A 24,031-nucleotide genomic window follows, 5' to 3' on the forward strand; every position below is an offset into this window, starting at 1 on the left:
TTGGGCCATGGCGGACGGCACCGAAACAGAATCCCGCAAGCTGCTTGGGCGGCTGCGCGAAGAAATGGCGAGCGAAGCCGCCGGTCAGGAACGTCTTGACCGGATTACGCATCTGATCGCCGACAGCATCCGGGCCGAGGTCTGCTCGGTCTATCTGTTTCGCGACGAAGACACGTTGGAGCTGTGCGCCACCGAAGGCTTGGCACCCGAAGCGGTGCACAAGACCCGGATGCGTATGGGCGAAGGTCTGGTTGGCCGCGTCGCCCAATCTGGCAAGGTCGTGAATACCCCTGACGCGCCGTCGGCCAAAGGCTTCCGCTATATGCCGGAAACAGGCGAAGAACGGTTTTCGTCCTTTCTGGGCGTGCCGGTTCAACGGCTGGGTGAAAAACTGGGCGTTCTGGTGGTGCAATCCCGCGAGGCGCGCCAGTTTTCGGCGGATGAGGTTTATGCGCTGGAGGTCGTCGCCATGGTTCTGGCCGAGATGGCCGAGCTGGGCGCCTTTGTCGGCGAGGGTGCGGCCCTGTCGCCCCTGCACCAGCAATCAGTACAGCTGAGCGGTGGTCCCGCACAGGAAGGATACGCCGAAGGTCATGTCTGGCTGCATGAGCCCCGCGTCGTGGTCACCAACCCGATTGCCGATGATCCACATCGCGAACGTGAACGCTTGAATGAAGCGGTCGAAGAGCTGCGCGTTGGCGTCGACAAGATGCTTGAAATCTCGCAGGGCGGCGACAAGGAACAGCTTCAAGTCCTTGAGGCTTATCGCATGTTTGCCAATTCCAAAGGCTGGATGCGCCGGATGGAAGAGGACATCGCCCTGGGCCTAAGCGCCGAGGCAGCGGTTGAAAAAGAACAATCGCAGGCCCGCGCGCGGATGGGGCAGGTAACCGATCCGTATTTGCGTGAACGGCTGGCTGATCTGGATGACCTGTCCAACCGGTTGCTGCGCATTCTGACAGGCCAAGGCAATACAAATGGCGCTGACCTGCCACCTGATCCGATCCTGATCGCCCGCAATATCGGTCCCGGAGACCTGCTGGAATACGGACGATCACTGAAAGGCATCGTGCTTGAGGAAGGCTCGGTCGGCAGTCATGCCACTATCGTGGCACGTGCGTTGGCTATTCCGTTGGTGGTACATGTGGGCCGGATCACGACCGAGGCGCTGAACGGCGACCATATCCTGGTAGATGGGGATCAGGGCATTGTCCATCTGCGTCCCGAAGACACCGTGGCAAACGCTGTGCGAGATAAAATCGCGATGCAGGCCAAGGCGCAGGAACGCTATGCCTCAATCCGTGAAACCCCGACAGTGACGCGGGATGGGGAGCGGATCAATCTGGTAATGAATGCAGGGCTGATGGCCGATCTACCCTCATTGAATAATTCCGGGGCCGAGGGCGTGGGCCTATTCCGAACCGAGCTGCAGTTCCTGATCCGCAACCAGATGCCCAAGCGGTCAGAATTGGTGACACAATATCAACGGGTTCTGGACGCTGCTGAAGGCAAGCGCGTGATCTTTCGCACGTTGGATATCGGGTCCGACAAGGTTTTGCCCTACATGAAGCACGTGGCGGAACCGAACCCGGCGCTGGGCTGGCGCGCAATCCGCGTCGGTCTGGACAAACGCGGCGTGATGCGTATGCAGTTGCAGGCCCTCTTGCGTGCCGCCAATGGCCGCCCCTTGTCGATCATGTTCCCCTTCGTGGCGCAAGCCGACGAGTTTTACGAGGCCCGCTGGGAGGTCAATAAAACCATCGAGCGTGAAAAGCGTCTGGGTCATATCCTGCCCGAAACGCTTGAGGTTGGGGCGATGCTGGAAACCCCATCGCTGGCCTTTGCGCCGCAAAAGTTCTTTGACGAGGTCGATTTTGTCTCGGTCGGAGGCAATGATCTGAAGCAGTTCTTCTTTGCTGCTGACCGTGAAAATGAACTGGTACGTCGTCGCTATGACACGCTGAATGTCAGCTTTCTGAGTTTCATCGCGCAGATCGTTGAGCGCTGCAACTCCTCCAATACGCCGCTTTCGTTCTGCGGCGAGGATGCCGGTCGCCCGGTTGAGGCGCTGTGCCTGGCCGCGATGGGTATTCGGACACTGTCCATGCGTCCGGCCTCGATCGGTCCGGTCAAAAGCGTGTTGCTGCGGGCCGATCTGCAATCTTTGCGCAAGATCATCGCGGATGCGCGGCACCGGGGTGAGCAATCGGTGCGCCCCGCCGTCATGGAGTGGCTGCGCAATCAGGGCTGACATCCCAAATCCGGGCTTGCTTTCTGCATCTGCATTGCCTATGCAATTTGCAAATGTTAGCGTTAACATCACTCAAACCACAAGTGCTGCGACTTTCTGGTGCTATGTTGGCAAAGGTAGAACTGAAGGAGCCCGTCGATGGTTTCACGCGTAATTCCGGTTAACCCGTTCGATCTGGTGTTGTTCGGTGCGACCGGCGATCTGGCGCAACGTAAAATCCTGCCGGGCCTGTATCACCGCTTTGAGGTCGGGCAGATGCCCGAGGACGCCTGCATCATCGGCTCGGCGCGATCGGACATGGACAGTGATGCGTTTCGCGATCAGATACGCGCCTCGATGGCGGAGTTTGCGCCGGAATTCAAAAAGGACGTTCTGGATCGCTTTCTAAGCCGGGTTTCGTATGTCCCTGTTGATGCGTCAGGCGATGCCGGCTGGTCGAATTTGGCCAAAGCATTGCGCCCTGACGTCGTGCGTGCGTTCTATTTGTCGGTGGGGCCTGGCTTGTTTTCGGGCATTGCGCACCGGCTGAACCAACACGGGTTGGCCACATCGGACAGCCGCATCGTGGTGGAAAAACCCTTTGGTCATGATCTGGCGTCCGCCAAAGCGTTGAACGAGGGGCTGCGTACCTGCTTCGAAGAACACCAGATTTACCGGATCGACCACTATCTGGGCAAAGAGACGGTTCAGAACCTGATGGCCCTGCGTTTTGCCAATTCCCTGTTCGAACCGCTATGGAACTCGACCCATATTGACCACGTACAGATCACGGTTGCTGAAACTGTGGGCGTTGAAGGGCGCGGCGCTTATTATGACCAGTCCGGTGCCATGCGGGACATGATTCAGAACCACTTGGTACAGCTTTTGTGTCTGACGGCGATGGAACCGCCGTCGAAATTTGCGCCCAACGCTGTGCGCGATGAAAAGGTCAAGGTGATCGAAGCGTTGGAGCCTGTTGAGCAGAAAGATATCGCGCGCGGCCAATACCGCGCCGAACACGGGCAGGGTGGTTATGTCGATCACGTTGGCAACCCCGGCAGTCGTACGGAAAGCTTCATCGCGCTGAAGGTACATCTGGGCAACTGGCGGTGGGCGGGTGTTCCGTTCTATCTGCGCACCGGCAAGCGGCTGCGGGCGCGGGAATCCGAGATTGCCGTGTTCTTTCGTGACCCGCCGCATACGATCTTTCCGAATGTTGGCCCGCTGCACGGGAACGTGCTGGTGATCCGCCTGCAACCGGACGAGGGCATCACCCTACGCACCACCATCAAAGATCCAGGCCCAGGCGGGTTCCGCCTGTCTGATGTGGCGCTGGACATGAGTTTTGCCGACGCTTTGGGCGTCGAGGCCAGCGCGCCGGATGCCTATGAGCGGCTGATTATGGACGTCATACGTGGCGACCAGACCCTGTTCATGCGCGGAGACGAGGCCGAGGCCGCCTGGGCTTGGGTCGATCCCATCATTCAAGGCTGGGAAGATCGCGGCGATCGCCCGGCACGCTATGATCAGGGCAGTTCGGGCCCCGAAGAAGCATTGATGCTGATGCACCGCGACGGACGTCGCTGGCGTCAGATCGGAGGTTAACCATGGTTCATTCTGTTATCACTGACGTCACCCAGCGGATCATCGACCGCAGCGCCGACCTGCGTGGCCCGCATCTGGAACGGATGGAACAGGCCAAATCCAAAGGCCCGGCTCGCGCGCATCTGTCCTGCAGCGGTCAGGCCCATGCTTATGCTGGGGCGGGGACAGATCAACAGGCGATGGCGACCGGCGCCGCCGGAAACCTTGGTATTGTGACCGCTTATAACGACATGCTTTCAGCTCACCAGCCGTTTGAACGCTACCCTGGCCTGATCCGCGATGCGATCCGCACTGCCGGTGGCACTGCGCAAGTTGCAGGTGGTGTACCTGCCATGTGCGACGGCGTCACCCAAGGCGAGGCCGGGATGGAGCTGTCGCTGTTTTCGCGCGATGTGATTGCATTGGCCACGGGCGTCGCGCTGAGCCACAATACCTACGACGCAGCTGTTTTCCTTGGCGTTTGCGACAAGATTGTTCCCGGTCTGATAATTGGGGCGCAGGCCTTCGGCCATTTGCCCGCCGTGTTCCTGCCCGCAGGCCCGATGACCAGCGGCCTGCCCAATGATGAAAAGGCCAAGGTGCGCCAGAAATTCGCTGCCGGAGAAATTGGCCGCGATGAGCTTATGGCCGCCGAAATGGCTGCTTATCACGGCCCTGGCACCTGTACCTTCTACGGTACTGCCAACACCAACCAGATGCTGATGGAGTTCATGGGGCTGCACCTGCCGGGCTCTAGCTTCATCAATCCGAACACGCCGCTGCGGGATGCCTTGACCGAAGAGGGTGCGCGCCGTGCCCTGTCACTCAGCGCGTTGGGCAATAACTACACGCCGGTTTATCAGGTGTTGGATGAGCGAGCCTTCGTGAATGGCATCGTCGGGCTGATGGCTACCGGTGGCTCGACCAACTTGCTGATCCACCTGATCGCAATGGCACGGGCGGGTGGTATCGTTTTGGATTGGCAGGATTTTTCCGATATTTCCGCCGTCGTCCCACTGGTCGCGCGGGTCTATCCCAACGGTTTGGCGGATGTGAACCATTTCCATGCAGCTGGTGGTTTGGGGTATTGCATCGGCACGCTGCTCGACGATGGGCTTTTGCACCCGGACACCCTGACAGTCGCAGGGCAGGGCCTGCACAATTACACCAAGGAACCCAAGCTGAAAGACGGCGATCTGGTCTGGGAAGAGGGCGCGGGCCACAGCCTGAACGACAAGATTGTCCGCCCCGCCAAAGATCCTTTCCAGCCCACCGGTGGACTGTCACGCCTGACTGGCAATCTGGGCACCGCCGTTATGAAGGTTTCCGCAGTCGCGCCCGAACATCAGATCGTCGAAGCGCCCGTGCGTGTTTTCCATGATCAGGCCGAGGTCAAGGCGGCCTTCAAGGCGGGCGACTTCACCGGGGACGTGATCGTTGTGGTCCGCTTCCAGGGACCAAAGGCCAATGGCATGCCCGAATTGCATTCACTGACGCCAATCCTGGCGATCCTCCAGGGCAGGGGCCAAAAGGTGGCGTTGGTCACGGATGGCCGTATGTCAGGTGCCTCGGGCAAGGTTCCCGCCGCGATCCATGTCTGCCCCGAGGCGCTGGAGGGCGGTGCAATTGCCTATCTCCAGGATGGTGATGTGCTGCGCGTTGACGCAGTGAAAGGCGAATTGGAAATCCTCACTCCGGGTGTGCTGGATCGCACCCCGGTCACTGCGGATCTGTCCGCCAATCAGCACGGGGTCGGACGGGATCTGTTCGCCGTATTTCGCAACAACGTCGGGTCTGCCGACGCGGGTGCTAGCATTTTCGGAGTGTAATCTTCATGTCAAAAACCCAACGAACCCGCGAAATCTGCGAGCTGGCACCTATCGTTCCGGTTCTGGTCGTCGACGATGCCGCGCAAGCCCGGCCTTTGGCCGAAGCGTTGGTGGCAGGTGGCTTACCCGCCCTGGAGGTGACCTTGCGCACTCCGGCGGCACTGGATGCCATCCGGGCTATGGCGCAGGTGCCCGGTGGGGTGGTGGGCGCTGGCACGCTGGTCACCCCCGAAGACGTACGCGCCGCAAAAGAGGCAGGCGCGCAGTTCGGTGTTTCGCCCGGCGCAACAGACGTATTGATTGCAGCGTGTGAGGCCGAAGGCCTGCCTCTGCTGCCCGGCGCGGCCACGGCCAGCGAGGCGATGCGCCTGCTGGAAAAAGGCTATGACATGCTGAAGTTCTTCCCCGCTGAGGCCTCTGGCGGCGCGCCCGCGTTGAAAGCCATCGGCGCGCCGCTGCCGCAGATCACGTTCTGTCCGACGGGTGGTGTTTCGCCAGCCAATGCCAGCGATTACCTGTCGTTGACGAATGTCGCCTGCGCTGGCGGCAGCTGGGTTGCGCCCAAACAGATGGTGCAGAGCGGTGATTGGGCCGGGATCGAAGCCCTTGCGCGTGACGCCTCAAAGCTGATGGATTGACGCGGCTTTTTGCTGCGCTAGGTTGGGCGTCAATTCAAACAGGTTGATCCCATGACAAACCATCTCTCTCTTGCGCAGGGGCGCGAATATCTGGCGATTCCCGGACCCTCGGTCATGCCTGACGCTGTGCTTCAGGCCATGCACCGCCCGTCACCCAACATCTATGACGGCGAGCTGATCGAGATGGTGCCGACCCTGACACGCGATCTGAAACGCGTGGCGGGCACGGATCACAACGTCGCCATCTATATTGCCAACGGCCATGGCACTTGGGAAGCAGCCCTGTCCAACGTTTTTGCAGCGGGGGAAACGGTGCTTGCCCCGGCCTCGGGCCTGTTCACCCACGGATGGGCCGAGATGGCGCGCGGAGTTGGCGCCGAGGTCGAGCTGATCGATTTCGGTGCATCCTCGCCTTGGGATATGGATCGCATCGCCGATAGCCTGCGTGCTGACACGGCTCATCAAATCAAGGCCGTGCTGGCGGTTCACGTGGACACGTCCAGTTCGATCCGCAACGATATCCCGGCGTTGCGGGCGTTGCTGGACGATCTGAACCACCCGGCGTTGTTGATGGCGGACTGTATCGCCTCGCTGGGCTGTGATCGATTCGAGATGGATGCCTGGGGCGTCGATGTCATGGTGTCGGCCTGCCAAAAGGGGTTGATGACCCCGGCGGGCGTGGGATTTGTGTTCTTCAATGACAAAGCACAGGCCAAACGGGCAACGATGCCGCGCGTCTCGCAATACTGGGACTGGCAGCCGCGTGTGAACCCGCAGGTGTTTTACCAATACTTCAACGGCACCGCGCCGACGCATCATCTGTATGGTCTGCGGGCAGCGCTCGACATGATCCATGCTGAAGGGATCGAGAATGTCTGGGCTCGCCATGATCACCTCGCCAAGGCCATCTGGGCGGCATGCGAGGTCTGGGCAGAAGGTGGCGCGCTTGAGATAAACGTATCCAACCCCGGCCATCGCAGCCACGCGGTTACCGCCTTGCGTCTGACCGATGGGCGGGGAACACCACTGCGCCAGTATACCGAGCGCCAGCTGGGCCTGACCCTTGGCATTGGGCTGGGCATGGAGGATCAGAACAGCTGTTTCCGTCTGGGGCATATGGGCCACGTGAACGGCCAGATGGTCATGGCGATGCTGGGAGGGGTGGAAACCGCCATGGCCGCCCTGAACATCCCGCGCGGCTCGGGTGCGCTTGAGGCCGCAGCTGCCGCGTTGGCCGCTGAACCCTCCAAAGCCCGGGTCAAATCGTGGCCTTCGCAGTGGCCAGCGCCTTTGGCAGAGCTGCAGCAAAGGCATCCAGATCCGTAACCGTACCACAGCTGACGCGGATACAACGGTTCTGTGGGGCGGCAAAGGGCATGCGCACAAATATCCCTTGTGCCACTAACCCCTCAAGCACCGCTTTGGCAAACGCTCCATCGCCACCGCAATCAATCGCCACGAAATTGGTGGCCGAGGGCAAGGGTACCAAGCCGTTTTCCCGTGCGATCTGGCCGATCCGGTCGCGTGCCTTAGCGATCTGTGCCTGAACTTGCGACAGCCAGTTGGCATCCTGCAAGGCCGCCAAGGCCCCCGCTTGTGCAGCCCGGTTCATTCCGAAATGGTTGCGGACCTTGTTGAAAGCTTCGATCAATCCCGGCGCGCCGATCGCATAGCCAACCCGCGCCCCGGCCATGCCATACACCTTGGAAAATGTGCGCATCCGGATCACACGCGGATCATCGGCTGAAACCGGGGCTGCGGTGCCTTCTGGCGCGCATTCCACATAGGCTTCGTCCAGCACCAGCAGGCATCCTGCAGGCAGGGCCTCCATCGCGGCCAGGATATCCGCGCCTTGATGCCAACTGCCCATTGGGTTGTCGGGGTTCGCCAGATAGACCAGTTTTGCGTCCACCTCGACGGCTTTGGCAAACAGCGCCGCGGGGTCCTCGTGATCGTCACGATAGGGCACCTTGTGCAACGCGCCGCCAAACCCGGCCACGTGGTAGTTGAAGGTCGGATACGCCCCGTCCGAGGTCACAACTGTATCGCCGGGGCCAACCAGCAACCGCACGAGATAACCCAGCAGGCCATCAATGCCTTCTCCGACCACGATGTTTTCCGGCTTTACACCGTGATGATCGGCCAGTGCATGTCGCAGGTCGTGGCTTTCGGGGTCACCATATTTCCAGATGTCCGTTGCTGCCATCGCCTCGATAGCGCGGGGGGAAGGGCCAAAGATGCTTTCATTCGCCCCCAGCCGGGCGACAAAGGGCGCGCCGCGCTGACGTTCCTGCGTTTCCGGCCCGACAAAGGGCACGGTTGCAGGCAGTGACAGGGCAAGCGGAGTATAGCGTGGGTCAGTCATGGTGCGAGATAACCCCATACCCACTCGTCAGACAACCATCTGCGACGCGCAGCCAGAAGTGCCCCAACGTTGAGGTGGAACTTGGCAGACCTTCCGGGCATGGTTGGGTCAACAAGATCAGGAGGCCCGCATGACCCGCGTATCCGTCGAGTACAAAGACCACATCGCCCATGTCACGCTGACGCGCGGCGACAAGATGAACGCGCTGGACGACGCGATGATCAAGGCGTTGCTGTCTGCCGGGCAAGAGGTCGCAGCCTCGGACGCACGCGCCGTGGTCCTGTCGGGCGAGGGCAAGAGTTTTTGCGCCGGGCTTGATATGGCCAGCTTTGCCAAGATGGCGCATATGGACCCGACTGAGTGGCTGATGACCCGCAGCCACGGGGATGCGAATGAAATGCAAGAACTTGCCCTGATCTGGCGGCGTGTTCCAGTTCCGGTGATCTGCGCCATTCAGGGCGTTGCTTATGGTGGCGGGCTGCAAATCGCGCTGGGCGCGGATATTCGCATCGCACACCCCGACGCCAAGCTGGCGGTGATGGAGATGAAGTGGGGCATTATTCCCGACATGGGTGGGATGGTTTTACTGCCACATCTGGTGCGCTCGGACGTACTGCGCCTGCTGACCTACACCGCGCGTCCCATCGGCGCGCAGCAGGCGGCGGACTGGGGGTTGGTGACGAAACTGTCAGACGATCCACTGACCGAGGCATTGGCGCTGGCCGAAGACATCGCGGGCAAAAGTCCCTCGGCCATTCGCGCCGCCAAGCGCCTGATCGAAGTGGCCGAAACCAAGACCCGCGCCGAGGTTCTGTTGGAAGAATCCGCCGAACAGGTCGAACTGATCGGAAAACCTGATCAGATGGAGGTTGTGATGGCGCAGATGCAGGGGCGAAAACCTGAATTCAAGTAGCTAGCGCATAAAGGCCCGTCGCGCATCTCGGGCCATGTTGTACCGCATCTCCAAATCGGCGATGCGCGCCATGGCGGCTTTACGTGCATCTGCATCGGTCAACTCGGCGTAATCCTTTCGGGCGGCATCAAGCTTTTTCCTGATCTCGAACTCTTCCGGCAGCACACCGGCCTGCGCCATGATCCGGTGCCCGGCGGCGATGGCCGGATCACTCTGCGCCTCACCCGACCGATCCGGCAATGGTTTGCCTTCACCCTCGAGCCCCTGCAACTGGCCCTCGGCCTGTGCCTTTTTGATCTGGCGTTCGATCAGTTTTCCAAGCGATCCGAGCATGGTCAAACTATATCCCAAGCCGAGTGAGCACCGCTAGCGAATTCGCTTCGTGACCAGATACGCAATGCCACCAGCCAGCAAACCCCAGACTGCCGCGCCCAGACCAAAGACCGAGATACCTGAAGCAGTGATGGCAAATGTCAAAATAGCGGCTTCCCTCTCCGCTGGAACATCAAGCGCTGCGTGGGTGGCGTTGGCAAGCACTCCGATCAACGCAATCCCTGTCAGGGTGCCCATCAGCAGCGGATCAGCATGTACGGCAAACCCGGTGATGGCCACCGCGAATACACCAAACAGGCAATAGAATACGCCTGCCATCACCGCCGACCAATACCGTTGGGCCGGGTTTGGGTGGCTGTCTTCGTTGGAACACATGGCGGCGGTGATCGCTGCAAGGCAGGTGGCCGGCGCCCCAAACGGGGCCGACAGGATGCTGGCCGAACCGACCGAAGAGAACAACCTGCCGGGGGCGGGTGTGTAGCCAAAGCTGCGCATCACCGCGATACCGGGGATGTTCTGCGTGGCCATGGTGACAATGAACAGCGGCAGGCCAATACCGACGGCAGAGGCCAGCGAGAAGGTTGGCATTGTCCAGACCGGTGCGGCGACAAGATGGGTTGGCGTGACGGGCGTGTCGCCCGCATTCAGAACCACAACAATTGCTGCGGCGACAACCGCTGCCGGAACCGCAAACAAGCGGTTCACCCGCCCTGCGATGAACCAAGTCAGGATCACCGGCAAAGCCTGCCAGGGCAGTTCAACAGCGGCCTTGAAGGGTAAGATGCACAGGGGCAACAGAACACCACCCAGCATTGCCTGCGCCAATGTTGTCGGGATGGCCGCCGCCAGCCGTCCCAAAGGTCGCCACAGCCCGGCCAGCACGGTCAGCGCTCCCGCGCACAGGAACGCGCCGACCGCGTCAGAAAACCCTGCTGCAGGCATCGCGGACACGGCCAACAGCGCAACGCCCGGAGTGGACCACGCAACGCTGATGGGTTGCCGGTACCACAAGCTGAGACCGATGGCCGTCACTCCCATGGCAATGGCCGCCATCATCAGGCCCGACGCGGAGTCCTGCGCCGAAGCCCCCATGGCCGCCAGTCCCTGCAACACGATAGGGAAAGAGCTGAAGAACCCGACAATGGCGACCACCAGCCCGGTAGAGATGGTTTGGATCGGGGGAAATGCGCGTGCCATCTGAGACCTCGGGGTTATATCCGCCTTTGCTAGCAAGGGCTTGCAAGTGGGGGCAAGGGCCGTGTGTGCAAAAGTAAACCCCACCGTGGCATACGCGGCGGGGTTTGGGATTTGAGTATTTTTGAAAAGATGAATATTAGGCGATTTCGGCTAGGCGGGCCAGCGCCTCGTTCAGCTTTTCTTCTTCCTCTTCGCGGGCGGCGAGATTGGCCTTGGCTTCGGCAACAACCTCCTCCGGGGCCGAGGCCACGAATTTCGGGTTGTTCAGACGTCCACGCAGACCGCCCAGTTCTTTAGCCAACTTGCCCTTGGCTTTTTCCAGCCGTTCCTTTTCAGCACCGATGTCGATGATATCCGCCAGTGGCAGGCCGAAAGTGGCGCCCGGTGCGGCAATGGAAATCGTTCCTTTGGGTAGGTCGTCGACCTTGGTCAGGCTGTCGATCCGTGCGAGACGCTTGATCAGCGCCTCGTTGCGGTCCCACGCTGCCTGTCCGTGGGCGTCGATCTCGGTCACCAACATCGGCACATAGAGCCCTGCGGGAACCCGCATCTGCGCACGGGCCGAGCGAGTATTTTCAATCACCGAAATTACCCAGTTCATCTCACGATCCGCATCAGCGTCGATCAGGTCGGCGGCGGCGTAAGTCGGCCAGTCGGCGTGGACGACCATCTTGGCGCGGTTGCCGGTTAGACCCCACAGTTCTTCGGTGATGAAAGGCATAATCGGGTGCAGCAGGACCATGCACTGATCCAGAACCCAGCGCATTGTGGCGCGGGTTTCGGCTTGCGCCTTGGCGTCATCGCCTTGCAACAAAGGTTTAGAGAGTTCCACATACCAGTCGCAGACCTTGCCCCAGACAAAGGCATAGAGCCCATTGGCCGCGTCGTTGAAGCGGTAGCTTTCCAGCGCCGCGTCGACCTCGGCCCGCACACGGGCGGTTTCGCCGATGATCCAGCGGTTGACGGCGGCTTTGGGTTTCAAGTCGGCTACGTCCAGTTGCGGCACGGCGTCGGTGAAGACCTCGTTCATCTCGGCAAAGCGGACGGCGTTCCACAGTTTGGTGCCAAAGTTGCGATAACCGGTGATGCGCTCGCGGGACAGTTTCAGCACGCCGCCAATCGCCGCCATCGAGGCGTTGGTGAAACGCAGCGCGTCAGCGCCGAATTCGTCGACGATCTCCAACGGGTCGATGACGTTGCCGGTGGTTTTGGACATCTTCTTGCCCTTCTCGTCACGGACGAGCTGGTGCAGGTAGACGGTGTGGAACGGAATCTGATCGACCACGGCCAGCTGCATCATCATCATCCGGGCGACCCAGAAGAACAAGATATCGAAGCCGGTGATCAGCACATCCGTGGGGAAGTAGCGCTCCAGTTCCTCGGTCTGCTCGGGCCAGCCCAGGGTGCCGATGGGCCAGAGACCTGATGAGAACCAGGTGTCGAGGACGTCGGGGTCGCGCCACACCGGATAGACAAGCTTGGTCGGGTCTTGGTCGACAGCGTATTGAGCAAGGCTTTCAGCGAACTGATGGATCGCTTCCTGTTTGTCTGCGACTTCGATAACGGTCGCGTGGCTCAACGGGCTGGGGATGTTGGCATTGTCGTCGAGGAATTTTTCTGTAACGGCCTCAAGGCTCGCCGCGCATTCCATGACATTTCCACGGTGCAGCATGCCGCCTTCGTTCAGCAAACGGCCTAACTCGACCAGATCAAGATCGCCGTCGTTCTCGTCGTCTTTGAACCCTTCTGCGGACAGGTCGATCCCATACCAAACCGGAATCTGGTGCCCCCACCACAGCTGACGCGAGATGCACCAGGGCTCGATGTTTTCCAACCAGTGATAATAAGTCTTCTCGCCTGACTCGGGGATGATCTTGACCGTGCCGTCTTTGACCGCGTCCAGCGCGGGGCCGACAACCTTTTCGGCGTCGACGAACCACTGGTCGGTGAACATCGGCTCGATGACAACTTTCGAGCGGTCGCCGAAGGGCTGCATGATTGGTTTGCTCTCGACCAGCGGGACCAGCTTGTCGGCACCTTCATGCTCGGGCTTCAGCGCGGTCGAACCCAGACGTGCGTCATCGGCGCGGCACAAGACGGCCAGTCCATCGGCGGTGATTTCTTCGACCACTTTCGCGCGCGCCTCAAACCGGTCGAGGCCACGCAGGTGATCAGGGACAAGGTTGATTGCGTCGATTTCGTTCTCGGTAAATTTACGCCCACGCGCGTATTCCTGCGCTTTCCCTGCTTCGTCTGCGTAAGGGGCGCCATCGGCCCGCATCGCGCCTTTGGTGTCCATCAGACGGTACATCGGAATGCCGCCGCGCTTGGCAACCATGTTGTCGTTGAAGTCATGCGCACCGGTGATCTTCACCGCGCCCGAGCCGAAATCAGGATCAGGGTAGTCGTCGGTGATGATCGGGATCTGACGGCGATGTTCTTTCGGACCAACCGGGATTTCGCAAAGTTTCCCAACGATTGGCGCGTAACGCTCATCCGACGGGTGAACCGCAACCGCGCCGTCCCCCAGCATGGTCTCAGGGCGCGTTGTGGCGATTGAGATGTAGTCGCGCTTTTCCTCAAAGACGATATTCCCGTCCTCATCCTTCTCGACGTAGGTATAGGTCTCGCCACCAGCCAGCGGGTATTTGAAGTGCCACATATGACCCGCGACCTCGATATTCTCGACTTCAAGGTCCGAGATCGCGGTCTCGAAATGCGGGTCCCAGTTGACCAGTCGCTTGCCGCGATAGATCAGGCCCTTTTCGTACATGTCGACGAAGACCTTGATGACTGCATCATGGAAATTGGCGGAGTTCTCGTGCCCCGTACGTGGATCGCCCGCCGCACCGGCCATAGTGAAGGCATTGCGCGACCAGTCGCAGGATGAGCCCAGACGCTTTAGCTGCTCGATGATCGTGCCGCCGTATTCGCCTTTCCATTCCCAGACTTTCTCAAGGAACTTCTCACGGCCCAACTCGCGCCGTCCGGGCTGTTGGGTCGCAGCCAGCATCTTTTCCACCTGCATCTGGGTGGCGATACCGGCGTGGTCCTGACCCGGTTGCCACAGCGTGTCGAAGCCACGCATACGGTGCCAGCGGATCAGAATGTCCTGCAGCGTGTTGTTGAAGGCGTGGCCCACGTGTAGCGCGCCCGTCACGTTGGGCGGCGGGATCATGATGGTAAAGCTTTCGTCGCGCGATTTGTTTGCGCCTGCCTTGAAGGCTCCGGCCTTTTCCCAGGTCTCGTAAATGCGGGCCTCAGCCTCGGCCGCGTTGAATGTCTTTTCCATCGCCATGGGGTGCGTCCTGCGTCATCAATCTTGGGTCAGCGCCTGCAATAACGAATGCGCAGGGGAAGGGGAAGGGTCTGCGGGTACTCTGGACAACGAACCGGTGCAGCCTAAAGTCGCCCCTACAGGCCGAGGCAGGAGCATCCAATGGACAAGTTCGGAAAAAGTCAGCCGGTCAAACGGACCGAGGATCAGCGGTTTCTAACCGGGAAGGGGCAGTACATCGACGATGCTGTGCCCGGCGACGCCCTGTTTGCGGCGTTTTTTCGCAGCCAGGTTGCGCATGGGCGGATCACCGCGCTGGATCTGGATGCCGCGCGTGAGGCGAATGGCGTGCGGCTGGTCATGGCGCTGGACGAACTGACTGAGGCCGGGATCGACACGGTTTTAAACGCGGCGCTTGTGTCGAACCGGGACGGCTCGAAAGCGGCGGCGCCGGATCGCCACATGCTGGCTAAGGACCGCGTGCGTTTTGTCGGTGAGCCGGTCGCGGTGGTCATCGCCGAAACGCAGATACAGGCCCGTGATGCGGCCGAGTTAATCTGGATGGAAACCGAGGATCTGCCCGCCAAGCTTGACCTGGAGATGGGAGGCGAACCGCTGCACATCGAAGCTCCTGACAACCGTGCCTTTGACTGGGGCATGGGGGATGAGGCAGCGACCGAGGCGGCCTTTCAGGACGCCGCGCACAGAGTGCAACTGAACGTTGCGGATAACCGGGTGATCGTTACATCGATTGAGCCGCGCGGCTGTCAGGCTGCTTGGTCCGACGGGCGGCTGCACTTTGCCTATAGCGGGCAGGGCGTCTGGGCGATGCGCGGGCAATTGGCGCAGAAGCTGAAGCTGGAACCTGAATTCATTAGGGTCACCACGCCCGACGTGGGCGGTGGGTTTGGCATGAAGGTGATGCCGTATTCCGAGTATTTCTGTGTCGCCGTCGCCGCGATGAAACTGGGCCAACCCGTTCACTGGATGTCGGACCGATCTGAGGCGATGCTGTCTGATCACCATGGGCGCGACCTGACTTCGCTGGCTGAGCTGGCTTTTGATGAAGACCACCGAATTACCGCTTACCGCGTGCATAGCAAGGTCAATCTTGGGGCCTATAACAGCCATTTCGGTCAGGCAATCCAGACAAATCTGTTCAGCAAAGTTCTGATGGGGGCCTATGATGTGCAGACCTCTTATCTGCGGGTCGAAGGGTTCTTTACCAACACAACGCAGGTGGACGCTTATCGCGGCGCTGGTCGGCCCGAGGCTATCTATGTGCTTGAACGGGCTATGGACCGCGCCGCGCGTGAATTGGGCGTCGATCCGTGGGAGTTGCGGCGCAAAAACTTCATCCGGCCAGAAGCTTTCCCTTACAAAACGACGACTGGTGAGGTCTATGACGTCGGCGATTTCGACATGGTCCTGAGCTGCGCGAGTGAACAGACATTAGGTTTTGCTGCCCGTAAGGCGGCTGATGCCGAACGCGGCCAGATCCGGGGGCAGGGCATCTGTTACTATATCGAAAGTATCTTGGGCGACCCTTCCGAGAACGCAAAGATCGCATTCTTCGAGGATGGCACCGTGAACCTCTATGTGGGGACGCAATCAAACGGCCAGGGCCATGAGACGGCCTATACCCAGTTTTTGTCGGATCAGATCGGTGTTCCGTTGGAACAGATCAATGTCATCCAGGGGGACAGCGATCAGTTACCTGCCGGAGGAGGGACAGGAGGATCGCGGTCCGTTACAGTCCAAAACACGGCCACCCTGGCCACAATCGACGTCATGATCGCCGCATTCGCGCCTTATCTGGCCGATAAGATGGGCGTCGAGGAGGCTGACGTGAATTTTGATCACGAAACATTCCGCGCGCCAGGGTCTAACCTGACGCCTACATTGATCGAAGCGGCCGAGATGGCCCGCGCCGATGGCCGAACCGATCTTTTGCAACATGAGGCGCGCATTACGCTGGACGCACGCAGTTATCCGAATGGCGCACATGTTGCCGAAATCGTTATTGATTGTTTCACCGGCGAAACATGGGTCGACCGCTACACCGTAGTCGACGATTTCGGCAATCTTATCAACCCGATGTTGGCCGAGGGGCAGGTGCATGGCGGTGTGGCGCAGGGCATTGGTCAAGCCCTGTCCGAGCGTGTTGAGCATGATGCGCAGGGGCAACTGCTCACGGCTTCGTTGATGGACTACGCCTTGCCCCGTGCGTCTGAGATACCCATGATAAAGTTTACCTCGGCGCCGGTTCCGTCAACTTCGAACCCAATGGGTATGAAAGGATGCGGAGAGGCCGGTACCGTGGGCGCGCTGGCCGCTGTGGCGAACGCGGTGCAGGACGCGCTTTGGGAACATGGGGTACGGCAGGCGGATATGCCATTCACACCCCTAAGAGTTTGGGAATTGCTGACGCATGGTTCTGTCACGGCTAAGTAAAAAGATACTTGGATGGCTCGGACGGCCTTTGCGGTCCGAACATTCGGCCGAGGCGCTGCACCGTGAACCTATTAGTCATGTCATTATCCTTGATGGCACCATGTCGACGTTGGAGCCGGGGTTTGAAACTCATGCGGGTCAGACCTACCATCTGTGCCGCGAGATGGGCGGCAAGGTCTCAGTCTTTTACGAATCCGGTGTGCAGTGGGAAAGCTGGAAAACCTCTCTGGACGTGATGATGGGGCGCGGCATCAACCGGCAAATCCGGCGGGCCTATGGCTATCTGGCGTCACGCTACAAACCTGGTGATAAGATATTTTTCATCGGCTATTCGCGCGGCGCTTACGGCGTGCGCAGCCTTGCGGGCGTGATCGACATGATCGGTCTGCTCAAGGCCGAACACGCGACCGAGCGCAACATCAAGCAGGCCTATCGCCACTATGAATGTACGCCTAGCGGCGAGGCAGCCTGTGAGTTCCGCCAAAAATTCTGTCATGACGAGCTCGCAATTGAAATGATCGGTGTCTGGGACACCGTCAAGGCGTTGGGCCTGCGTCTTCCGCTGCTATGGCGCTGGGCCGAGGATAAGCACGCATTTCACAACCATGAACTTGGCCCCGCCACCCGGCATGGCTATCACGCAATGGCGCTGGACGAGACGCGCGAGGTGTACGAGCCGGTTCTGTGGAAATGTACGCCCGAATTCAAGGGGCATGTGGAACAGGTCTGGTTCCGTGGCACACATGGCGACGTGGGCGGGCAATTGAACGGGTTTGAAGAGGCGCGTCCCCTCAGCAATATTTCCCTGATCTGGATGCTGGACAAGGCCGAGCAGCATGGATTGCCGCTGCCCGAAGGCTGGCGCGACCGGTTCCCAACTTCAACTACTGCAACTTCGGTCGGGACCTGGCGGGGGTGGGGCAAGGTTTTCCTGCTGCGCAAGCATCGCAAAGTCGGGATGGACCAGTCCGAGCAACTGCATGTCTCGGTCGCCCCCGATGAACTGCCGGGTTGGGTGCCGATGCCGGATTCGTCCTCGCACCCGGCGCAATAGGTCAATCGAACAGAGTTTGGGATTGGTCTGTTGAATGGGCGCGGAACGCTGCTGTGACATCCGCGTGAATATTTCGTGCCAAAGATAGTGCAGGTATTTTGTCCGGGGGAAAGAAGGCCGCGTCGCTGGTCTCGGCACCCGGCTGCGGGGCGTCCGTGCCATCCTCATCGCACAGGAAGAAAAGTTTATAAAAATCTCGCGAATCCGGCGGGTAGGGATGCCGTGCCTTGTGGCGCAGAGCATAGAGGTGTCTGGCACGGACCTGCAGCCCAGCCTCTTCCCAGACTTCACGTTCCATATTTTCCGCTGGAGAGCTGCCAATGTCCGCAAAACCACCCGGCATGGCCCACAGCCCGTCCAGTCGTTCGCGGACCAGCAGAATGTGGCCATCACGGATTACAGCGCCGCGAATGTCGATGCTGGGCGTGGCATAACCACCAGCATGATCCGAGATCAGCCCCTCGATCCGCGATAGGGGCACCCGGCCCAAATCGGCCAGCATGGCGCGGGCCATGGCTGCGATCTCGTCATAGCGTTCGCGATCAAATGGGTCTTTGGTGAAATGCTGGCCGGTTTCGGCAAGCGCCAACAAGCGTTTTGCCCGTTTCAGCCAGGCATCCTCCAGTGCAGTCGGATCCTGGCGCATCTTCCTTACCGCCGACGGTCGCGGCGCGAGCTCATCGGCTGAAATGCCACGCCCACATGCGCCTCACAATAAGGTTTGCCGGCTTCCACAGGCAGGCCGCAGAACCAAAAATCCTCAGTCGCAGGGTCGCCGACAGGCCATTTGCAGGTCTTCTCGGTCAGTTCCATCAACGTCAGTTTCTTAGCCTTCTTCTCGATCTCATTGACCTTGGCCAAAGCCTCGGGGCTGATTTCGTTGGCCGAAGGCTGCGGTGGCAGCGGCTGACCAGCCGGAATGATCTGGCGGCGGGCAGGCACAGCGGGCTTGGCCTCGGCCGCAGGTGCGGGGGCCGGGCGGGCCGGTTCGGTTTTGGGTGTCGGTTTCGGCTTGGCCTCGGCCTTGGGCGCGGGGGTCGGTTTTTCCTTGGGCTCGGCCTTGGCCGGGGATGCACCGGTGGCACGGTTCGACAGGCCCAGACGGTGCACCTTGCCGATTACGGCGTTGCGGGTCACCCCACCCAGTTCCTTGGCGATCTGGCTGGCCGACTGGCCTTCGCCCCACATTTTCTTCAGCAGCTCTACACGCTCGTCAGTCCAGGACATCATTTGCCTTTCAAAAGCGGAAAGCGGCCCCGGATTCGGGCCGCCTTGGGAAATCGTCTCAGCCCCCTATTCTAATCACTGCGCCCCGAGTTACAAGCAGTCTTCGAATCAGGTTGAGGTCAGATGATGCGGATACCCCTTGAGCAGAACGAACACCGTTTCGGAGCGGTTAACTGGATGGGTCTTTTTACGTTGGCTCAGCGCGAAACATTGCGTTTTCTGGCGGTCTGGACCCAGACCCTGTTGGCGCCGCTGGTGACCGCAGGTCTGTTTCTGCTGATCTTCAACATCGCTATTGGCCCCAGCCGACCCGACGTGATGGGGGTGCCGTTCCTGACATTTCTCGCGCCGGGTATCATGATGATGACCGTGATTCAGAATGCTTTTGCCAACACCTCGTCTTCGATGGTGATTGCCAAGGTACAGGGCAACATTGTTGATACGTTGATGCCACCACTGTCTCCGTTGGAAATTCTATTGGGCTATCTGGCGGGAGGCATCGTGCGTGGTGTTCTGATCGCCTGTGTGGTTGCCGTTGCGCTGGCGCTGGTGCTGGGGCTGGTGCCGCGGAACCCGTTGATTGCGCTGCTGTTTGTTGTTCTCGGCGGTGCTTTCATGGGGGCGTTGGGCCTGTTTGCGGGAATATTTGCCAACAAGTTCGATCAAATGGCGGCGATTACCAATTTCATCGTCACGCCGCTGGCCTTCCTGTCGGGTACATTCTATTCGGTCGAGGCATTGCCACCTGTTCTCAACCGCCTCAGCCACGTGAACCCGGTATTCTACCTGATTGATGGGTTGCGAAATGGCATGATCGGGGTGTCTGACAGCTCACCCGCACTGGGTTTCGCGGTTTGCAGTGGCGCAATGTTGATTGTCTGCGCCATTACCTGGCAGATGCTGCGAAAGGGATACAGGCTGAAGGCATGACGGTGCAGGTTTTGGATCCCGCAATCCCAAAAAAACGCCTAGCTAGGCGGTTCTGACGCGTGCCTCGCGCCAGACAAGGATTAGTCCGCCCGTCAGAATGATTGCAGAACCGATTTGGCTAACCACATCCGGGATAACGCCAAACACCGCAAAGTCATAGAGGGCGGCAAAGATCAGTGTGGCATAGCTGATTGGCGCCACAAAGGATGCATCCGCGCGCGCCATCCCGTTGACGAAACAGGCTTGGGCACAGGCCATCAGCACCCCGATTGCCACCAGCGCGATCCATTGTTCGGGCGTTGGCATCTGGAACACAAAGCTGACCGCGACCGAGGCGATGGTCAGCCCCATCGCGTTGTTGATCAACAGAATCTGGATGGGAATTTCACGGCCCGAAAGCTTTTTGATAAAGATCAGCTCCATCCCGATCACAGCCGCCGCCGTCAGGGCAAGCAACGCCGCAGGTTGGAAGCTGGCCGGTGTCGGGCGTAGCAGGATCAATGCACCGGTCAGAGCAACAGCAGCGGCCAGCCAGCGCCACGGCCCAACGCCCTCTTTCAACAGCGGGATGGCCAGGACCATGCCAAAGACGGGGTTCAAAAAGGAAATCGCAGTGGCATCCGAGATCGGGATGAACGCGACCGAGGCGAACATCAGCGTAATCCCCACCCAGCCAAAGCTCGTCCGCCCAATATGCAACCCCCAATGCGGGCGGCTTAACCGTGGGCGCAAAACGCCCACCGCGCTGACGATCACCAGAAACGCGAACAGGAACCGTCCGTGGCTGATCTGCATCGGATGCAACGCCGGGCCTAAGGTATCCGTCCCCAACGCTTTAGCCAGAAGTGTGGTTGCGGCCAGAAAGGCGCTGGCGGTGACGATCAGCAAAGCCGCAAGGGCAGGGTTCTGGCGCGCGGGTGTCATGACCCAGCGGTGCGTCACTGCGCCCTAAATGGCAAGCGATAAAAGCTGAGTTTCAAAGTGAAGTTTCTGATTTTGGAAATTCGGGGTTTTCAGAAGTCAAACACACGGCTATACGGCCCCGCATGATCAAACACGCACATATCCTGCGACTCCGACGCCGACGCATTACTGCGTAACCGGCCTGTTTGATCCATTGCGCGCTGTAAATCCGCGCAAATCCCACCAAATCTGTTGACGAATCCGGCCTTCGTGTATCACTCACGGGGCTTAACCTAACGAAAAGGATGATCCGATGATCCCGTCCGTTCTGCCGACCTATAATCGCGCGCCCCTGACTTTCGTGAAGGGCGAAGGCGCCTGGCTGACCGAGGCGGATGGCCGACGTTTCCTTGACCTAGGTGCCGGGATTGCGGTGAATGCGCTTGGCCACGCACATCCGGCGCTGGTCAACGCGCTGACTGAACAAGCGCACGCACTTTGGCATGTCTCGAACCTGTACAACATCCCGCAGCAGCAAGCGTTGGCGGATAAGTTGGTTGAACATACCTTCGCCGATACGGTTTTCTTCACAAACTCGGGCACGGAATCCTGTGAGCTGGCCGTGAAAATGGCCCGCAAGTATTTCTTTGACAAGGGGCAACCCGAACGGGTCGAGATCATTACCTTTGACGGCTCGTTCCATGGCCGGTCGTCGGCTGGTATCGCGGCGGCTGGATCTGAAAAGATGACCAAGGGCTTTGGCCCGCTGTTGCCCGGGTTCGTGCATGTCACATTCGGCGATCTTGACGGCGTGACCAATGCGATCACAGACAAGACCGCCGCGATCCTGATCGAACCGATTCAGGGTGAGGGCGGCATTCGTCCGGTGCCCGACGCGGAACTCAAAGCCCTGCGCCAGATATGCGACGACAATGGCCTGTTGTTGATTTTGGATGAGGTGCAATGCGGCGTTGGCCGCACCGGCAAGCTGTTTGCCCACGAATGGGCGGGTATTACCCCCGATATTATGATGGTTGCCAAAGGCATCGGCGGCGGCTTCCCCTTAGGCGCGGTGCTGGCCACCGAAGACGCGGCCAGCGGTATGAACGTGGGTACCCATGGCTCGACTTATGGGGGCAACCCTCTGGGCTGCGCCGTGGGTTGCGCGGTAATCGATCAGGTGGCAACGCCTGCTTTCCTTGAAGGCGTGAACCGCAAGGCGGGGATGCTGCGCCAGAAGCTCGAAGGCCTGATCGCCGATCACCCCGACGTGTTCGAAGAGGTGCGCGGTACGGGCCTGATGCTGGGCTTGAAATGCAAGGCGACCAATACCGATGTGGTTAACGCGGGCTATGACAATGAGGTCATCACCGTTCCCGCCGCCGACAATGTCATCCGCCTGTTGCCGCCCCTGACGCTGACCGAGGATGACATTGCTCAGGCCATGATCCGCCTCGACAAGGCTGCCGCACAAGTCGAAGCCAGCCTCGAATCCGCGTAATCCTCATCTTTTTCTAAATACTCCGGGGGGCCGGGGGCAGAGCCCCCGGCGACCGACAGCCAAAAGCGAAACGATATGAACCATTTCCTCGATATCCACAAAACCGATGCAGGCGATCTGCGGACGATGATCGATCAGGCCGGCGAAATGAAACAGGCCCGTCTGGGTCGCCCCAAAGCCGCGCAGGATAATGATCAGCCGCTCAAGGACCGCATGGTCGCACTGATCTTTGAGAAACCCTCGACCCGAACGCGCGTGTCCTTCGATGTGGGCGTACGGCAGATGGGCGGGCAGACCATGGTGTTGTCGGGTAAGGACATGCAACTGGGCCACGGCGAAACCATTGCCGACACGGCCCGTGTCCTGTCGCGTTATGTCGACATGATCATGATCCGGACGTTCGATGAAACCATCCTGACCGAGATGGCTGAATATTCCGACGTGCCGGTGATCAACGGCCTGACCGACCGTACGCATCCCTGCCAAATCATGGCTGACGTGCTGACTTTTGAAGAACATCGCGGGCCGATCAAAGGAAAAAAAGTGGTCTGGACCGGAGACGGCAACAACGTCTGCGCCTCGTTCCTGCATGCGGCGGGCCAGTTCGGATTCGATCTGACCTTCACCGGTCCCGCTCAGTTCGACCCCGAGGAAGAATTCATGGGGTTCGCCCGTCAGAAGGGTTCGAAAATCGTGGTCGAGCGTGACCCTTACAAAGCGGTGGAAGATGCCGATCTGATCGTGGCCGATACTTGGGTCTCGATGCACGATTCCCAATCGGCCAAAGAGCGTCGTCACAACCTGCTGCGCCCCTATCAGGTGAATACCGAGTTGATGTCTCATGCCAAGCCGGATGCGCTGTTCATGCATTGCCTGCCTGCGCACCGCGAGGAAGAGGCGACATCCGAGGTCATGGACGGACCGAACTCGGTAATCTTTGACGAAGCTGAAAACCGTCTGCATGCCCAAAAGGCGGTCATGCGCTGGTGTCTGGGCGTTTAACTGCGCCGCCGGATATCCCACACACGCAATCTGGCGAGCGTTCGGACGCTCGCCAACAGAACCAGAACGCAGAGGGCGGTTTTGGTCATGATCTCCATCGTCCCTTCAATCAGCATCGCATGCACGACACTGCCGACAATGGTTATGGCGGCTAACCCTGTGTGACCCAGCCTCCAGATACGGTACCGCGGGGCCAGACGCTGCCGAAAGATGCCCAGACAGGCGGCAGCGAAGGCGGCCCACATCGCAACGACGCCCCAGGCTGAAAACGGGGTGGGTGAGACGAGCAGCAACGCATCCACAACATCCGAGGGGCTGGTGATCCACAAGCCGCCCACATGCACCACAAGGGCGATGATCAGAGTGATGCCAACCCGTCGATGCCAGCGCCGGCTGGCCAAAGGCAGTAATCCAGCCAAGTCGCGCCCGGCCAGCAAGGGTTGCAGCAACAACAGCCCCATACTCAGCACTCCGGCAAACCCGGCCACGATGTAGACTGGGTCGCGCCACGCTAATAAAGGGCTATGCGCCGCCGCAATCAGCGGCACAGCTATGGCGGCGATCACAGCCGCCCAGATCAAAAGGCTGCGGATC

19 protein-coding genes are annotated in these 24,031 nt (G+C 59.9%); 11 read left to right on the forward strand and 8 right to left on the reverse strand.

Annotation, left to right across the window (positions count from 1 at the left end; genetic code table 11):
• Nucleotides 1–7: 7 nt before the first annotated feature.
• The 5 genes from ptsP (at nt 8) to ACR0AJ_RS18045 (ending at nt 7,607) form a co-directional block, all read left to right on the forward strand.
• Nucleotides 8–2,251, forward strand: coding sequence for a phosphoenolpyruvate--protein phosphotransferase (ptsP, locus tag ACR0AJ_RS18025; protein ID WP_480664361.1), 2,244 nt, complete (start codon nt 8–10; stop codon nt 2,249–2,251).
• A gap of 138 nt (nt 2,252–2,389) precedes the next feature.
• Complete coding sequence (gene zwf, locus ACR0AJ_RS18030) at nt 2,390–3,835, forward strand: glucose-6-phosphate dehydrogenase (protein WP_170362532.1); 1,446 nt, start codon at nt 2,390–2,392, stop codon at nt 3,833–3,835.
• Between the two features lie 2 nt (nt 3,836–3,837).
• Nucleotides 3,838–5,643, forward strand: a complete 1,806-nt coding sequence (edd, locus tag ACR0AJ_RS18035; protein ID WP_170351385.1) for a phosphogluconate dehydratase — start codon at nt 3,838–3,840, stop codon at nt 5,641–5,643.
• A gap of 5 nt (nt 5,644–5,648) precedes the next feature.
• Nucleotides 5,649–6,281: a bifunctional 4-hydroxy-2-oxoglutarate aldolase/2-dehydro-3-deoxy-phosphogluconate aldolase gene (locus ACR0AJ_RS18040; protein WP_170351383.1), complete on the forward strand. Its 633-nt coding sequence runs from the start codon at nt 5,649–5,651 to the stop codon at nt 6,279–6,281.
• Between the two features lie 51 nt (nt 6,282–6,332).
• Nucleotides 6,333–7,607, forward strand: coding sequence for a pyridoxal-phosphate-dependent aminotransferase family protein (locus tag ACR0AJ_RS18045; protein ID WP_480741516.1), 1,275 nt, complete (start codon nt 6,333–6,335; stop codon nt 7,605–7,607).
• On the opposite strand, the gene ACR0AJ_RS18050 is transcribed toward ACR0AJ_RS18045, so the two are convergent.
• On the reverse strand, nt 7,540–8,646 hold the full coding sequence (locus tag ACR0AJ_RS18050) for a pyridoxal phosphate-dependent aminotransferase (protein ID WP_170351379.1): 1,107 nt from the start codon (nt 8,644–8,646) through the stop codon (nt 7,540–7,542). The two genes, ACR0AJ_RS18045 and ACR0AJ_RS18050, sit on opposite strands and share 68 nt — an antisense overlap.
• 130 nt (nt 8,647–8,776) lie before the next feature.
• On the opposite strand from ACR0AJ_RS18050, the gene ACR0AJ_RS18055 reads away from it, so the two are divergent.
• On the forward strand, nt 8,777–9,559 hold the full coding sequence (locus ACR0AJ_RS18055; RefSeq protein ID WP_170351378.1) for a crotonase/enoyl-CoA hydratase family protein: 783 nt from the start codon (nt 8,777–8,779) through the stop codon (nt 9,557–9,559).
• Here the strand turns inward: ACR0AJ_RS18055 and ACR0AJ_RS18060 are convergent, their stop codons facing one another.
• The 3 genes from ACR0AJ_RS18060 to ACR0AJ_RS18070 form a co-directional block, all read right to left on the reverse strand.
• On the reverse strand, nt 9,560–9,892 hold the full coding sequence (locus ACR0AJ_RS18060; protein WP_170351377.1) for a DnaJ family domain-containing protein: 333 nt from the start codon (nt 9,890–9,892) through the stop codon (nt 9,560–9,562).
• 33 nt (nt 9,893–9,925) lie between these two features.
• The gene (locus tag ACR0AJ_RS18065) at nt 9,926–11,089 is read right to left on the reverse strand and encodes a benzoate/H(+) symporter BenE family transporter (RefSeq protein WP_170351376.1); all 1,164 of its coding nucleotides are present in this window, start codon (nt 11,087–11,089) and stop codon (nt 9,926–9,928) included.
• 136 nt (nt 11,090–11,225) lie between these two features.
• Nucleotides 11,226–14,387 (reverse strand): valine--tRNA ligase, encoded by a 3,162-nt coding sequence (locus tag ACR0AJ_RS18070; protein WP_480741517.1) that lies wholly within the window; start codon nt 14,385–14,387, stop codon nt 11,226–11,228.
• Between the two features lie 141 nt (nt 14,388–14,528).
• On the opposite strand from ACR0AJ_RS18070, the gene ACR0AJ_RS18075 reads away from it, so the two are divergent.
• Nucleotides 14,529–16,820, forward strand: coding sequence for a xanthine dehydrogenase family protein molybdopterin-binding subunit (locus ACR0AJ_RS18075; protein ID WP_170351374.1), 2,292 nt, complete (start codon nt 14,529–14,531; stop codon nt 16,818–16,820).
• Nucleotides 16,798–17,874, forward strand: a complete 1,077-nt coding sequence (locus tag ACR0AJ_RS18080) for a DUF2235 domain-containing protein (protein WP_170362536.1) — start codon at nt 16,798–16,800, stop codon at nt 17,872–17,874. The genes ACR0AJ_RS18075 and ACR0AJ_RS18080 overlap by 23 nt, the downstream gene beginning before the upstream one ends.
• Before the next feature lies 1 nt (nt 17,875).
• Here the strand turns inward: ACR0AJ_RS18080 and ACR0AJ_RS18085 are convergent, their stop codons facing one another.
• Both ACR0AJ_RS18085 and ACR0AJ_RS18090 read right to left on the reverse strand, forming a co-directional pair.
• Entirely contained in the window at nt 17,876–18,520 is a 645-nt protein-coding gene (locus ACR0AJ_RS18085) for an NUDIX hydrolase (RefSeq protein WP_217354400.1), read from the reverse strand.
• 5 nt (nt 18,521–18,525) lie between these two features.
• Nucleotides 18,526–19,101 carry a GcrA family cell cycle regulator gene (locus tag ACR0AJ_RS18090; RefSeq protein WP_170414445.1) on the reverse strand — a complete coding sequence of 192 codons (576 nt, stop codon included), beginning with the start codon at nt 19,099–19,101 and terminating at the stop codon, nt 18,526–18,528.
• A 126-nt stretch (nt 19,102–19,227) separates the two neighbouring features.
• Here ACR0AJ_RS18090 and ACR0AJ_RS18095 point away from each other — a divergent pair, with 126 nt between their 5' ends.
• Nucleotides 19,228–20,031: an ABC transporter permease gene (locus ACR0AJ_RS18095; RefSeq protein WP_480741557.1), complete on the forward strand. Its 804-nt coding sequence runs from the start codon at nt 19,228–19,230 to the stop codon at nt 20,029–20,031.
• 42 nt (nt 20,032–20,073) lie between these two features.
• On the opposite strand, the gene ACR0AJ_RS18100 is transcribed toward ACR0AJ_RS18095, so the two are convergent.
• On the reverse strand, nt 20,074–20,955 hold the full coding sequence (locus ACR0AJ_RS18100) for a DMT family transporter (protein WP_480637366.1): 882 nt from the start codon (nt 20,953–20,955) through the stop codon (nt 20,074–20,076).
• Nucleotides 20,956–21,247: 292 nt separating this feature from the next.
• Between ACR0AJ_RS18100 and ACR0AJ_RS18105 the strand changes: the two genes are divergently transcribed.
• Both ACR0AJ_RS18105 and argF read left to right on the forward strand, forming a co-directional pair.
• The gene (locus ACR0AJ_RS18105) at nt 21,248–22,435 is read left to right on the forward strand and encodes an acetylornithine transaminase (protein ID WP_480741520.1); all 1,188 of its coding nucleotides are present in this window, start codon (nt 21,248–21,250) and stop codon (nt 22,433–22,435) included.
• 75 nt (nt 22,436–22,510) lie between these two features.
• Nucleotides 22,511–23,437 (forward strand): ornithine carbamoyltransferase, encoded by a 927-nt coding sequence (argF, locus tag ACR0AJ_RS18110; protein WP_170398860.1) that lies wholly within the window; start codon nt 22,511–22,513, stop codon nt 23,435–23,437.
• Here argF and ACR0AJ_RS18115 read toward each other — a convergent pair.
• The gene (locus tag ACR0AJ_RS18115; protein WP_480741558.1) at nt 23,434–24,030 is read right to left on the reverse strand and encodes a ferric reductase-like transmembrane domain-containing protein; all 597 of its coding nucleotides are present in this window, start codon (nt 24,028–24,030) and stop codon (nt 23,434–23,436) included. The genes argF and ACR0AJ_RS18115 overlap by 4 nt on opposite strands.
• Nucleotide 24,031 lies beyond the last annotated feature (1 nt).

Source organism: Ruegeria sp. CJ9, from assembly GCF_056536625.1.